The organism is Chryseobacterium sediminis (assembly GCF_008386505.1).
GTDB classification, from domain to species: Bacteria; Bacteroidota; Bacteroidia; order Flavobacteriales; family Weeksellaceae; genus Chryseobacterium; species Chryseobacterium sediminis.
This window is the reverse complement of the sequence record NZ_VUNZ01000001.1, coordinates 916,071-931,225: the sequence shown is the minus strand read 5'-3', so window position 1 is coordinate 931,225 and position 15,155 is coordinate 916,071. Positions and strand designations below refer to the sequence as shown.

General features: G+C 34.7%; 11 protein-coding genes. 9 read left to right on the top strand and 2 right to left on the bottom strand.

Features of this window, described 5'->3' with window-relative positions; translation table 11 throughout:
- Positions 1–99: 99 nt before the first annotated feature.
- The 5 genes from FW780_RS04330 to FW780_RS04310 all read left to right on the top strand — a co-directional run bounded on the left by FW780_RS04330 (position 100) and on the right by FW780_RS04310 (position 7,162).
- Positions 100–1,590: an MFS transporter gene (locus FW780_RS04330; protein ID WP_149832368.1), complete on the top strand. Its 1,491-nt coding sequence runs from the start codon at positions 100–102 to the stop codon at positions 1,588–1,590.
- Between the two features lie 177 nt (positions 1,591–1,767).
- Positions 1,768–3,930: a M12 family metallo-peptidase gene (locus FW780_RS04325; protein ID WP_241676845.1), complete on the top strand. Its 2,163-nt coding sequence runs from the start codon at positions 1,768–1,770 to the stop codon at positions 3,928–3,930.
- A 134-nt stretch (positions 3,931–4,064) separates the two neighbouring features.
- Complete coding sequence (locus tag FW780_RS04320; protein WP_149832367.1) at positions 4,065–4,991, top strand: mevalonate kinase family protein; 927 nt, start codon at positions 4,065–4,067, stop codon at positions 4,989–4,991.
- A 10-nt stretch (positions 4,992–5,001) separates the two neighbouring features.
- Complete coding sequence (locus FW780_RS04315) at positions 5,002–5,931, top strand: UbiA family prenyltransferase (RefSeq protein WP_149832366.1); 930 nt, start codon at positions 5,002–5,004, stop codon at positions 5,929–5,931.
- A 64-nt stretch (positions 5,932–5,995) separates the two neighbouring features.
- Positions 5,996–7,162, top strand: a complete 1,167-nt coding sequence (locus FW780_RS04310) for a proline dehydrogenase family protein (protein WP_142717986.1) — start codon at positions 5,996–5,998, stop codon at positions 7,160–7,162.
- 465 nt (positions 7,163–7,627) lie between these two features.
- Here the strand turns inward: FW780_RS04310 and FW780_RS04305 are convergent, their stop codons facing one another.
- Complete coding sequence (locus FW780_RS04305; RefSeq protein ID WP_149832365.1) at positions 7,628–8,164, bottom strand: helix-turn-helix domain-containing protein; 537 nt, start codon at positions 8,162–8,164, stop codon at positions 7,628–7,630.
- A 961-nt stretch (positions 8,165–9,125) separates the two neighbouring features.
- On the opposite strand from FW780_RS04305, the gene FW780_RS04300 reads away from it, so the two are divergent.
- Positions 9,126–10,235 (top strand): M14 family zinc carboxypeptidase, encoded by a 1,110-nt coding sequence (locus FW780_RS04300; RefSeq protein ID WP_149832364.1) that lies wholly within the window; start codon positions 9,126–9,128, stop codon positions 10,233–10,235.
- Positions 10,236–10,347: 112 nt separating this feature from the next.
- Here FW780_RS04300 and FW780_RS04295 read toward each other — a convergent pair whose 3' ends face one another.
- Positions 10,348–10,845, bottom strand: a complete 498-nt coding sequence (locus FW780_RS04295; RefSeq protein ID WP_149832363.1) for a DUF4920 domain-containing protein — start codon at positions 10,843–10,845, stop codon at positions 10,348–10,350.
- Positions 10,846–10,987: 142 nt separating this feature from the next.
- On the opposite strand from FW780_RS04295, the gene FW780_RS04290 reads away from it, so the two are divergent.
- From FW780_RS04290 to FW780_RS04280, 3 genes are all read left to right on the top strand, one after another.
- Entirely contained in the window at positions 10,988–12,400 is a 1,413-nt protein-coding gene (locus FW780_RS04290; RefSeq protein WP_149832362.1) for an APC family permease, read from the top strand.
- A 160-nt stretch (positions 12,401–12,560) separates the two neighbouring features.
- Entirely contained in the window at positions 12,561–13,001 is a 441-nt protein-coding gene (locus tag FW780_RS04285; protein WP_047374475.1) for a GPW/gp25 family protein, read from the top strand.
- A 24-nt stretch (positions 13,002–13,025) separates the two neighbouring features.
- A complete protein-coding gene (locus tag FW780_RS04280; RefSeq protein ID WP_149832361.1) occupies positions 13,026–14,909 on the top strand; it encodes a type VI secretion system baseplate subunit TssF in 1,884 nt (627 codons plus the stop codon).
- The last annotated feature ends 246 nt before the right edge of the window (positions 14,910–15,155 follow it).

Genomic DNA, 15,155 nt, shown 5'->3' with positions numbered 1-15,155 from the left:
TTTAAGAATATATTACCATTAAGGAATCGATAATTTTTTTAAAAACTTATCCATTTCTTAATGGTTTTTTTATTTTTGTGCTACTAATATATATTTGAAATGTCTGAAACTGAGAATCGACAGCCTAAAAACATAAAGAATAATCCGAAGATTATGAAAGCCTGGGCTGTATATGACTGGGCAAACTCCGTGTATTCCCTGGTTATTACCTCTACTATTTTCCCTATTTATTACTCTATCCTTACCACAGCGTACGAGAAAAAGGAATATGTAGCAGAAACAAAAACATGGATTGATGTACCTGTAAGACATACAATCAAAATTTTTGGAGAAGGATATCAGCCGGATGCTGTTTACGGATATTCACTTACCATATCATTCTTTATTGTAGTATTGCTGTCTCCGTTTTTATCTTCTTTGGCAGATACAATCGGAAACAAAAAATCTTTCCTGCAGTTTTTCTGTTATCTGGGAGCAACATCATGTATGGGCTTAGCCATGTTTACGGGAATGCATAATGTATTTCTGGGGCTTCTCTTCAGTATAACGGCCAGTGTCGGTTTTTGGGGAAGTTTGGTGTTCTATAACTCCTTTCTTCCGGATATTGCTACACCGGACAGGCAGGATGCACTTTCTGCAAGAGGATATGTCTACGGATATATCGGTTCTGTAGTTTTAGTAGTAATCTGTTTAGTATTGATTCAGGTTTTTGCAAAAGGGGCAGCTCAGCAGTTATTATTTACCAGAATCAGTTTCCTTTTAACAGGAGCATGGTGGTTTGGTTTCTCTCAATATACATTCAAACACCTTCCTCAGTTTGGGGATGTGAAAGATAAACTTCCTAAAGATCTTGTATTACTTAACTACAAGAATATCTTCAAAAAACATGAAGAACAGGGAGGCTTTTTTGAAGTATTGAAAGATAACCTGAGCTTTTACAAAGACATTGCAAAAGAAAGTTTCCATGAGCTTTTTAAAGTTGGAGGAGAGCTTTTCAAAGATAAAAACCTGAAATTCTTCCTGTCAAGTTTCTTCTTTTACAGTGTAGGAATGCAGACAATTTTCCTGATGGCTACTTTATTTGGGAAAAGTGAAATCAACCTGGCTCAAGATAAACTGATCGGAACCCTTTTGGTAATTCAGATCGAAGCGATTATCGGTGCAGTTATTTTCTCAAGACTATCTAAGAGAATCGGGAACAAAAATGTTATTTCAATTGCCATCATCCTATGGATTGTAGCTTGTCTTTGGGCTTATTTCCTTAATAAAGAAAACCCAACTGTAGAATATCAATTTTATGGAGTAGCAGCAGTAGTAGGTCTTGTAATGGGTGGTCTTCAGGCGATGTCTAGATCAACCTATTCAAAATTGCTTCCGGAAAACTCTATGGAAAATACCACCTACTTCAGTTTCTATGATGTATTGGAGAAAATTGCCATCATCATCGGAACATTTATCTTTGCAACATTGATTGAGCATTTTAATAATATGCGTATTGCGGCACTGTCCATGACCATATTCTTTGCAGCAGGATTAGTTCTAATCAGATTCCTGAAGGTTAAAATGAGAACCGACAGAGAAACTTTATAAAATTGAAAGACGTTATTTTTAACGTCTTTTTTTATTTTAATGAATAAAAAACATTCATTTAGCTATTTGATTTAATTTATTTATATGGTTGTGACAAATATTAGAATGTATTGGCTTTTTTTCACTATATGTTGATTTTTTTTGTTTATTTGCAAAAATGACAAAATTATCAAAATAATGAAAAATTTTCTATTAATTTGTTTTTTACAATGTTTTGCTCTCGGTTTTTCTCAGAAATTAAAACCTATTGCTCAAAAAGTTTCGGAATATCATAATGGAAAAACAGAGCTTAAAAGCTATGATCTGTTTGATATCAATAAAAATCCTGATAAACTGGCTGAATACAAAAAGGCAGCAACAGATATTACTGTTATGTCTTTGAAATCAGCAGAATTGAAAAGATTAATCAGAGAAAAACCTGATTTTCTTGAAATATCTTTTCCCTTTGATGGCGGGAGGCAGATCACGGTTGAAATGTACAGACATCAGATCTTAACCAACGATTTTAAAGTTGTAACAGACAAGGGCAAAACAGTAGAATATACACCGGGAGTTTATTATCAGGGAATTGTAAAAGGAGATAATGCCTCAATTGTAGCATTTAGCTTTTTTAATAACGATATCGTAGGAGTTGCTTCTACTCTTGAATTAGGAAATATAGTACTGGGAAAAGCTAAAAATTCTGAAGATTTTGTGAACTATTCAGATTCTAAATTAACAGGAGCTAATCCATTTGCCTGTGAGGTAGACGGATTGAAGGAAAACCAAACTCAGAGACCTGTTTTTAATCCTAATAATACCACCAGTAAAAAAACAGATAATTGCGTAAGAATATACTATGAAGCAGGCTTCGGTCCTTATACCCAAAATGGAAGCAATACCACTACTACAACTAATTGGGTGACTGCAATGCATAATAATGTTGCAACCTTGTACGCCAATGAGAATGTTAATGTAGCTTTAAGTGAAGTTTTTGTCTGGACAAGTACCGATCCCTATACAGGCTCACCAAGCGCAATTCTGAGCCAGTTTAGAACCACCAGAACTACTTTTAATGGTGATGTGGCACAATTATTAAGAAATCCTGCTACAACAAGTATTGCTTATGTAAACTCATTATGTACCAATTACAAATATTCTTATTGTGGTATGAATTTCAACTATCAGAATGTGCCAACCTATTCATGGAATATTGAAGCTATGACGCATGAACTTGGACATAATTTAGGATCACCTCATACTCACTCTTGCTTCTGGAACGGAAATAATACAGCAATTGATGGCTGTGGACCTGCTTCAGGAAATAACGAAGGATGTACAGCAGCTCTTCCTCCTGCGGGCGGTGGTACTATTATGAGTTATTGCCATTTGGTAAGCAGTGTAGGAATTAACTTTGCAAATGGATTTGGGGTACAGCCAGGAACATTGATCAAAAATACGGTAGATTCAAAAGGATGTCTTGGTACCAACTGTACAACATCTTGTCTTACATCCATCACAAACTTTAAAGTTAATAACATCACGCAGACTTCAGCCAATGCTAGTTTTACAGATGCATCCTCAACCTCATGGAAGTATAAATTAACTACAGCTAATGGAGCAGCAGTATCTTCAGGAAATACAACTACACCATCTGTTAACTTTACAAACCTTCAGCCAGCCACTTATTATAGATTAAATGTAGGAACAGACTGCAGCGGACCTAATGCGTTCCAGCTATCACAAATCTTTTTGACTGATGGAGCTTGGTGTGATGGAACTCAGTTTTTAGATACAGGAGGTTCTACTGGCCAGTATGGAGATAATGAGGAAATTGTAAAAACATTTTATCCTACTCCTGGTTCCGCTATGACAATGACATTTACAGTATTTGATCTTGAACAGGGTTATGACTTTATGTATGTGTATAATGGTCCTTCTACAGCTTCACCATTATTTGCTAACGGAAATAATCTGAGTGGAAATACAGTGCCAGGTCCGTTTACATCAACAGATCCTTCAGGAGCAATAACAGTGAAATTTGTTTCAGATGGAGCCGCTACAGGGAATGGATGGAATGTGAATTTCTCTTGCAGTGTCTTAGCAGTAGAAGATATCAGTACAAAAAATAATTCAATAGATATTTATCCGAATCCTGCCAAAAATATGATAACGATCTCTTCTAAAGAAAGGTTAAAAGGATATAAAATCTATGATGAAGCAGGAAGACTGCTAGCTTCGGATTCTTCCCTGAAAGGTTATAAACAGGAAATAAATCTTTCCTCAATTCAGACAGGAAACTATGTAATCACTGTAGAAACAGAGAAGCAGACGGTTAATAAGAAGCTAATCAAACAGTAATTTTTAAATAAATCTTTGCAAAAGCCTGATATTATCAGGCTTTTTTCTTATCTTTATATAGAAAAAATTCGGCCTGAGTTTTGCTTATATTCAGCGGAATAATTTTTAACTTTGCAAAAAGATTTATTGTCGATATGACCAACCCTCTATTTTATGCAAAAATAATCCTGTTTGGAGAATATGGAATGATCGAAGATTCCCAGGGGCTTGTAGTACCTTACAGCTTCTATAAAGGAACTTTGAAATTTTCAGACCTGAGTTCTGAATTTGAACTTAAATCCAACAGACATCTGCAGAAATATTCTGAATTTCTTACAGCACTTGATCTTTCCGACGATTTTAAGTTGGATATTGAGAGCTTCAAAAATGATATTTCAAACGGACTTTTCTTTGATTCTAATATTCCTCAGGGATACGGAGTGGGAAGTTCGGGAGCTTTGGTAGCTGCTATTTTTGAAAAATATTCAATCAGTAAGCTGAATCCTGAGAACATCTCAAAAGATAATCTTAAAAAATTAAAAGCTGTTTTCGGTGAAATGGAAAGCTATTTCCATGGGAAAAGTTCAGGAATGGATCCTCTGATCTGTTACATGAATCTGCCAATCCTTATCGAAAATAAAGAAAATTTAGACAAGGTAAATATTCCCGAAGGAGAAGAAGGAAAAGGAGCTATTTTCCTTATTGATTCTGGAATAACAGGGGAAACAGGTCCTATGATTCAGATTTTCTTTGAAAAAATGAAAACAGAAGGTTTCCGCAAAACCCTGAAAGAAGAATTTATCCGTTACAACAACGCATGCATTGAATCTTTCCTTAAAAAAGATATGAATCCTTTCTTCAGAAACCTTAAAAAGCTTTCTCACTGGGCCTATGAACACTTCCGTCCTATGATTCCTGAAAGTATTTTTAATATCTGGAAAAAAGGACTGGATTCTAACGCTTATTATCTTAAACTCTGCGGAAGCGGTGGAGGCGGTTATATCTTAGGATTTACCAAAGATTATGCAAAAGCAGAAAAAATGCTTGAAGGCTTCCAAAAAGAAGTGATTTACAGATTTTAAACAGGTTGGAATGAATTCTGAAAAGGAAACTTTCCAATCTAAAAATTATGTACCAAAATCTTTATTACACAGATTTTCACAATTCGTAGGCTTTCTGCTCGGAGCAAGGTTTTTTGTAGCTGCTCTGCTGACATTTGCCCTCTATGTTTCCACTTTTTTCCTGTTTAATCAGGATGAATCCTTCAGAAAATTCGTCTTTGATTTCAAAGTACACGGTATCATTTTCTGTACGGTTCTTACCATTCTGGCTGGCGGCATTATCAATCAGTTCTATGATCTGGAGAAAGACCATGTCGTAAAACCATTCAGAACAAGGGTTCAGAGCTTTATCAAACAGAAATATTTTTTATATGCTTATCTTGCGCTCAGTGCTATTTCTTTGGGAGTGGCATGGATGATATCCCATAATGTATTTGTTTTTTTTGTGGTCTATCAATTCTTTATGTGGTTTTACAGTCATAAATTGAGCAGAATACTCATTGTAAACAACCTTACCTTCGTCAGCCTTACCTTATATCCGTTCTTTGGAATGATGGTATATTACGAAACTTTTTCAAAAAAAGTATTCCTGATGGCTGTTTTTCTGTTCCTTATTTTGTTATGCATTGATATTGTGAAAGATACTCTTACCAAAAGTGTAGACAAAACGTTTGGATATACTACAATTCCCAATTATTTTAAAAGCAGAAATACAAAACTTATCCTGACTTCTTTACTCATGGTTACCATGGCCGTTTCAATGAAACTCATTACCAAAACCGGCATTACCGGATTCATGGCCTATTATTTTGCAGGAGGACTTTTTATCATGATACTCTGTATTTATCTTCTTATCAATGATTCCCGGAGAAGTAACTTCTTTACACTGAATATATTACGATTCTGGGTTTTCGTAGGAATTATTGCAATGCTTTTAAACGGAATAGAGCATAAATTATAAAAAAAAATCTTTAAATAAGCTGAGGTTATTATTACCTTTGCATAACTAAATTTAATAAATAGGAATGCCCATTTTTAACGATACTAAAGTTGCATTTGCAGACAAATCTGATGCACAATTGAGAAAGGCTTACTGGATGTTTAAAATGATTGAACAGCCCACTCTTACAAGCCTTGGAACATCTATCCTGAATTTTACAGTACACAACAATTTTCCTTTCGTTAACGGAATTGTAAAAAATACCTTATTTGAACAGTTCTGCGGTGGTGAAACGCGTGAAGAAAGTATGAAGGCTGTGAAACAGCTGTTCAAAAGAGGAGTTGGAAGTATTTTCGATTACTCTATTGAAGGAAAAGAAGATGAAGAAACTTTTGATGCCGTTTGCAAAGAAATTAAAGATATTGTTAGATTCTCAGTGGGAAATCCGGCCATTCCTTTTATTGTATTCAAACCTACGGCTTTCGGAAGAATTGATCTTTATGAAGCCGTTGGAAAAGGAGCAGAGCTTACTACCAGCCAGAAAGAAGAATGGGAAAGAGTGGTAAAAAGGTTTGATGAAGTATGCAGTCTTTGCCACGAAAATGATAAAAAGGTAATGGTAGATGCTGAAGAAACCTGGATGCAGGATGCAGCTGACCACCTTTGTGAAGAAATGATGGAGAAATATAACCAGCAAAAGCCTATCGTTTGGAATACCATCCAGATGTACAGAACAGGAAGACTGGAATATATGGAAGCTAATCTTCAGAGAGCAAGAGAGAAAAACTACTTTATCGGTTACAAAATTGTTCGTGGTGCTTATATGGAAAAAGAAAGAGCCAGAGCAGCAGAAAAAGGATATGCAGATCCTATCCAGCCAAGCAAAGATGCTTCAGATAAGAACTACAATGCAGGAATTGACTTTGTTATGAATCATCTTGATAAAGTGTCTGCCTTCTTTGGAACCCATAACGAAATCTCTTCAGAGTTAATTATGGATAAAATGAAAGCAAAATCTTTAGATACTGATAATCCACACGTTTATTTCGGGCAGCTTTACGGAATGAGTGATAATATTACATTCTATTTGTCTGATAAAGGCTATAATGTGGCTAAATATCTTCCATATGGACCTGTAAAGGATGTTGTACCATATCTGACGAGAAGAGCCAGAGAAAACACTTCTGTAGCCGGACAAACCGGAAGAGAGCTGGGACTTATCAAAAAAGAACTGGAAAGAAGAAAGAAATAATAATATTTCTAATAAAAACCTATCAGGCCTGCAGATTTGCGGGCCTTTTTGTTGCTGTCAACTTCAATATAGAAGCTCATTATTCAGGAGAAAATAGATCTTTGGATTATAAATCGGAATTAATGATAATTAATACAATTATTATTTACATTAATTATATGTTAAAATAATATGTTTTTTATTGTTGATTTGATTTTAAATATTTATATTTGATAGAGCCATAAAAAACCAATGCATGAAAATGTTTTCACTTACTGCCCTCTGTGACAGAATCTCTTTAAATACATAAGCAAAATATCACCCTTATAAATAGCCTAAATTATAAAAAATAGAATGGGATAGATGATAAAATTCTATCAGCAGAATATCCTATTCAATTTCAAAAAACAAAATAAAGCAATAGCTTTAGTTTTCTTCTTCAAATATTTTTTAACCTGATCATTCTCTTTGATCAGGTTTTTATTTTTAAGGTTCAAAACTTTCAAATTTTCCGTTTTCATAGAACAAAACAATACGTTTTATTTTATTGGCTTGATTACCAAGTATTTGGCCAAGTATCTGATCACTGGGATTTTCTAATCGCTGAGAATCGGATATTTTTTCCGGGACTTTATCCTGGGCAGGTATAAACGATTCTCCAGGACTTGTTTTTGGAGTTTCTATTTCTGCTTCATCACTCCCGAATTCATCGTCATCATTCATCATGGTGAACAAATCGGGGAGAGGAGTTGTTTTTATTTTTTCCTCTTCAGGATATTCCACAGGAATTTCCGTTTCTGGCAACTGGGATTTCAGCATCTCACCTTCACCGGTAACAAGCCAGTCCCACAGAAGTTCCGGGAAACGGGATTTTATTTTTATGATAAACTCAAGAGACGGTTTGTTTCTTCCTGACGTGATATGCGAAATGGATGAACGCTGTACATCAATCTCATCAGCAAACTCAGAAGGAGTAAGATTAGAATACTCTATAATTTTGGAAATTCTTTCATTTAAACTCATAAAAATAAGCCTTTAATTATTTTACAAATGTAACTCATATAATTTACAAATGCAAAATACAAATGTAAATATTTGAAATTATCATACGTATACATTTGTAAATAGAGAATAAATAATTTTAAATCAATAGATTATAGCTAAATTACAATTGTACTTAATAATTATATTAATCTGCCTGAGAAACTCTTCTGCATTAATACTGTTCCGTTATTTACCCTTTTATCATAGTTTATAAATGTAAATTGGAGTATTTTCAAAGGCGATTTTGTTCCTTAAATGACTTCTTTTTTACTGTTTACATAATTAATCCACCTAATTCCTTTTTTCAGTATCAAGAGACTGATAAATGTCTGTTTTAAACAGTATAATGGCTATTTTATAGATATTACAATGGTAAATTACTGATGTAAATACCTTAATTTAAGCCGATATATCTCTTTTTTGAGGGAAAATTAGATCAATGTTAAACAACTATTTTTAGGGTCTGTTAAATTGATCACGAAAAACAAGAGTAGAGTAAAATTTTTACGATGATTTTGGTATTTTGTGTCATTTACATTTGTATATCATAGTAAACAACAAAGTTTTCCACAATTATTATGTTTAATAAAATAACTATCAAATAGGCTAAAACAGCTGTTTTCACACTTCAAGTAGCATTATAAATATCATTTAGATAAATTTTGTAAATAACTGATTTAATGCATTTTAAATTATATAAATTAAATTATTCGCAATCCACAATTTTATCAACAGACAATATGTCATTCGATGGTGTTTAACAATGTTACAAGTGTTAATCTATTATAAAGATTGAAAACAGATAAGATTTAATATTTGTAAATTGCTTTTCATGCGTGTGTCAAATGTAAATTTGCGAATTTTTGCATTATTTACAAATGTTAATTAAAGTTTTTGCCTAAAAATGGCTAAATTTGATTCTTGTAAATTATTTCTCAAGATGAATTTTGAACAGATCTATTCTCAGACACCCGATTTCTCAAATCGCTATATTTCCCCTGAAAAATTATTTTCTTACCTACAGACCAATCTCAGCGATTATATTCAGGAGATCGGAAGATCCTATTTAGATAAACCTATTTATCGGTTAACTGTAGGAACCGGAAAAATTCAGGTACTGGCCTGGTCACAAATGCACGGAAATGAATCTAATGCAACTCATGCCATGCTGGACCTTTTAATAAGTCTTGATAAAGCACCTGAAATGAAAGAGGATTTGTTCAGTAAAATACAGCTTGATTTTATATTCATGCTTAATCCGGACGGATCTGAAAGATGGACGAGACTGAATGCTGCCGATATTGATCTGAACAGAGATTTTCATAATGAAGCCAGTAAAGAGATTAAGTTTCTGAAAAATGCAGCGGCTTCAAAGAAATATGATTATGCACTAAACCTTCATGAGCAGAGAACCATATTTACCACTGACGGTATTCATCCTGCTACACTTTCCTTTTTGGCACCTTCTGAAAATGTAGAACGTACCGTTACTGAAAACAGAAAGAAATGTATGGCAGTGATCGGAAATATATATAGCCATTTAAAGGAAATGATCCCGAACCAGATCGGGAGATATTCTGATGAATTTTATCCTACTTCCACAGGAGATAATTTTATCAAAGCCGGAATGCCTACTATTTTATTTGAAGGCGGACATTTTGTAGATGATTATACCAGAAAAGGAACAAGAAAATATTATACTATTGCTCTTTATTATGCACTAAAGGCTATCAGTGAACTGAATTCTGATATTACAGGCTGGGAAACTTACTTAGAGATCCCTGAAAATCAGGAAACGCATTATGATATTATTTACAGAAATGTAAAACTGAATACAGAGCATGAATGTATTTTGGATATAGCGGTTCAGTACAGAGAAATCAAAGAAGAGGGGAAAGATGAAATCTCTTTTATTCCTTTTGTAATGGAGGCAGGAGATGTCAAGAAGAGAAAAGGCTGGCTGGAAATAGACTGTACCGGAAAGAAATTTATTTCTGCAACTAAATATCCGAAACTTGATTCCGTAGTGGATTTTAAGATTGAAGATTAATAAAAATCGGCTGTCCCAAAGGACAGCCGATTTTATTTTTTTATATTTAATAGGAATGGACTAAGGCCAAACCTTAGAAATTTAGAATTAAGATTGTATTCAATGATTAAAGTTAGTTAACTACTTTAATTCCGTTTGCTACAAATCTGATTTCCTCTTTAGGCTGAGTAATCGCATCAATTTCAGCCTGTGGTTTTTTAGCATCTTCTGCATAATGTTTCTGCTCATTCACAGAAGTTACTTTTCTTTCTGCATTACCTTCCAATACTACATTTTTACCTTTTAAAGCTGTAGGTACAAAGAAAGCATAGTCTTTCATTTTTACAAAAAACTTAGAATTGTCCTCCGTTTGAATGGTAAGCCAGCAACCTTTTTTATCGCAAACATCCGTTACTTTTCCTTTAACGGCTACATTTTCAACTTTTTTATTGTCTTTTTTCAGTTGCTTATTCAGTTTATCTACTGTAATCGCCTTGGATTCAGCAGAAGAATTTACCTGATCTCCGTAAGTATCACCTACCAAAGCTTTCCCTTCTGGTGGTCCGGATTGAGCAAATGCTAATGAAGAAGCCGTTAAAGCTGCTCCCAATAATATCACTTTAAATTTCATGTTTAATATTTTTCCCAAAAATACTAATTAATATTGAATCATAACTGATTTAAAAATGATAAAAAACAGCTGTTTCAAGGAATTTTTAATAAAATTCAAAATCAAAGACAGATTTGATTATATTTGACCCCTATACTTGACTATGCAAAAAAAACTGAAACTATGGGATGCCATTATGCTGGTGATGGGATCCATGATCGGAAGCGGGATCTTTATTGTAAGTGCTGATATGACGCGAAACCTGGGATCAGGTTTTTGGCTGATTGTAGTGTGGATTATCACTGGAGTGATGACTGTAGCAGCGGCAATAAGCTATGGAGAGCTTTCTGCACTGTTTCCAAAAGCTGGCGGACAATATACGTATCTGAAAGAGATTTTCGGCAGAAGGATGGGATTCCTTTATGGCTGGGGATTGTTTACCGTAATACAAACCGGAACAATTGCTGCAGTAGCGATGGCTTTTGGTAAATTTACAGCCTATCTGATCCCTTCACTTAACGATGCTGCTCCAATTTTTCAAAGTGGTGAATTTAAAATCACCTGGATACAGATTCTGGCTATTGCCGTTATTGTTTTACTTACTTATATCAATACAAGAGGGGTAGAGAGCGGTAAAATGCTTCAGAATATCTTTACAGGTTCTAAAATCATAGCATTATTGGGTTTAATAGCTGCCGGGTTTATATTGGTAGATATTTCTCATTTATCAGAAAACTTTAGCTGGGGTACAGATTCTTTTAATAATCTTAAAAAAGATTTGAGTGGTAATTTCCTTAAAGAAGGCTGGGAACCCATTGGAGGGATGACTTTGCTGGGTGGAATTGCCGCTGCAATGGTAGGTTCTGTTTTCAGTTCTGTTGCCTGGGAGAGTGTAACATTTGTTTCCGGTGAGATTGAAAATCCTAAAAAAAATGTAGTAAAGTCGATGATCTATGGGACTTCTGCAGTAATGATTCTTTATATAGCAGTAAACTATGTATACTTAAACGCCCTGGACAGAGACGGAATTGCATTTGCAGCCAATGACAGGGTAGCGGTAGCCGCATCTCAGAACATTTTTGGAAGTGCAGGAACTATTATCATTGCTTTATTGGTAATGATCTCTACATTTGGATGTAATAACGGATTGATTCTGGCTGGAGCAAGAGTTTTCCAGACCATGGCAAAAGACGGAATGTTCTTTCAATCGGCAGTCAAAAACAATAAAAATGAAGTTCCTGAAAATGCTTTATGGATGGAGGGAGTTTGGGCTTCTATTTTGTGCCTGAGCGGCCAGTACGGGAATTTATTGGATATGATCTCTTTCGTGATCGTTCTGTTTTATATGATTACGGTTTTTGGAGTAATTTACTTAAGAATGAAGCAGCCAGAACTGGAAAGGCCTTATAAAACATGGCTTTATCCGGTAACACCTGTTATTTATCTTATCATAGGAACATGTTTCTGTATTTTACTGTTAATTTACAAACAACAATATACATGGCCAGGCTTTGTATTGGTATTGCTGGGCCTTCCGGTGTATTATTTCATCAACCGAAAAAAGGCAAGCGTTTAAATAAAATAAAAGACATAATAGATTCAGGGCTTTCAATTCAGTTTGAAGGTCCCTCTTTTTGAATAATATTTTAGTGTATTGTAACAATTATTTGGCGAAAATGCGTACTTTGGTATTCCGTTTTTAAATAAGCGGGACCATGAAGTAAAAACTATAAGTTATGGATACACCAAATTACAGAATGCCTTTCGTACCGTCTACTTTAATGACCGAAGGCGGAAGTATCGATACCTGCGATATGGGGGAAAGTATTGCTCACAATATTATGCTGCTGATCACCACCAAAAAAGGGGAGAACAGATATGATGAAAACTATGGAAACGATGTTTGGAACCTTGAATTCGATAACGGAGTAACAAGTGCCATCTGGGAAAATGTTTTTGTCAAAAGCCTAAGAAGACAAATCCAGGAATATGAACCGAGAATTGTAAGTCCACAGATCGATGCCCACATACAATTTGTAGAACACAGCTACGATACTAAAGAACACACCGAAATTAAAAAGAAAGTAAGAATTGCCATCAATGCAAAAATGGAGGAAACAGGAGAACGTTTCAGTTTTTCAACAGAATTGTTTCTAAGCCCGATGTCTATTGATTAATATTTTTAACAGCGAAAGAAAATTATGAATTTAGATCAGAATATTTATTCCAAAGAATCTGTAAAAGCAAGAATGCTTCAGAATGCAACTAAAGTATGGGGATTGAGAAGCCCACAGTCTTTAGATCCTTTTGTAAAACTGTTGATAGATGCGTTCAGTACAGAAGTTTTTAAAGCGAATAATGAAATACAGACGGTAAATGCCCGTATATTGGAAAAATTGGCAAAACTTCTTACACCGTCCATCTATACACATCCTATTCCTGCTCATTCTGTGGCTTTTACACAGCCTTATGATTCATCGGAAGTTTTATTGGAACATACGGAGTTTTTCTTCCGTAAACAGATGACTTCCACAGTAAAGTCAGAATCCGATAAGCAGCTGAATATCCCTTTTACACCGGTAGGGAATGTAAGAATCAATAAAGTTCACACCTCTGTTATGTTTGTAGGAAATACCTGCTACAGCATAGATGACAGATTCAATAAAATTCCTATTTCAAGATTTCAGGGAAAACCCGAAGATTACAGAAAAATCACAATAGGAGTAGATGTCAGCAAGTATATCAGTGAAAATTTCCCTAAATATTTAAGTATATTCTGCTCCAATCCGGCTTTTGAACACTTGGATTTTGTCTATAAATTATTGCCGTACATTTCGGTGTCCAGCAATGGAAATCCTTTATTTGTAAGAGAAGGATTAAGCTATCTTACAGAAAGTCACACTGACGGTTACGAGCAGATGTTCAAAGAGCAGTCCATTAGAAATAAGGTGATTGACGATATTAAAAGCATTTACCGCCATAAATTTATTGAAGTAACAGGAATTTCTCAAAGTCTGTTCTCAGAACCCGGACAGCTTCCTCAGAATCTTGATTTCTTAGCAGGAAAAGAGGAAATTACAAAGTTTCTGGATAATAAAAGTTTCTTGTGGCTTACTTTTGAATTCCCGCCACAGTTTTCCGCAGAAATACTTGATAATTTTTCGTTTGTGCTGAATGCTTTCCCAATCTACAACAGAGGCTGGAAAAAAACAGAATACAGCCTTGATATCATGGGGAATAATATTCCTTTGGTAACAGATGAAGGAGAACATTTCCTGTATGTAGATGAGGTACAGGACGGTGACGGAAGAAAGTACACCGAAATCCCTTTTACACCGGCAGATGATCTTAAAAAAGGCTTATATACCGTAAGAAAAGGAGGGATGGAGCGCTTCACAAGCAGAAATGCAGTTGACATGATTGCTAATGTTCTTGAATTAACAAGAGACGAAATTGCAGCATTTTCCCTTTTAAACAGAGACAATGTAAAAGGTGTTCTCAGCGAAATGTCCGATAAAATGAAAACCATGGTACAGAAAGTAAACAACGCCAAAAGGAATATCAGACAGGAACTGAATTATGTCATCATGGAACCGGTAGAAAAAACCGATCATACCTATGCTTCTTTCTGGGTAACTCACTGTACTTTGGCCAATCACATGCGCCCGGGAACAGAACTTTCCAATCAGTTGAAATCACAGACTGTTGTATTGCTTACCGAAACATTGGGCGGTGCAGAAGAACAGAAAGGAACAGACAGTATTCAGGCTTATAAATATGCATTGACAACAAGAGATAAAATCATTTCCTTGGAAGACGTTAAAAATTACTGCCGCATGATTCTGAAAGATGAAGCAAGAGAAGTAAGGGTAAGAAGAGGAACCATGATCAGCAATAAACCCAAAGAAGGTTTTGTAAGAACCGTTGAGGTAGAAATTATTCCGCAGAACTATTCTTTCTACGGAAGAGCTTATTGGGAGAATATGGCCAATATTATCAGAAATCAGATCATTGCTAAAGCCATTGACGGGATTGAATATGTGGTAAGAATAAATAATGAAGATGTCGATTTCCAGGACATGTAAATCTTTAAAGAAAATTAAATCAGTTTAAAATATAAATGCCGTTGTTAATACGGCATTTTTTATTTCATTGAATTGAAAGATTGGTATACAATTCCCTAAATCAACAAACGTGAAAATTTTCAATAGGAACGGACTTTAGCCTGTTTTTTTATAAATAAGGTTTTCAAACGGCTTTAAAAACCTACATAATTGCATTAGAAATTACTCTCATCAACCTCTGTGAATTTATAAAACTTTTATCCCTTT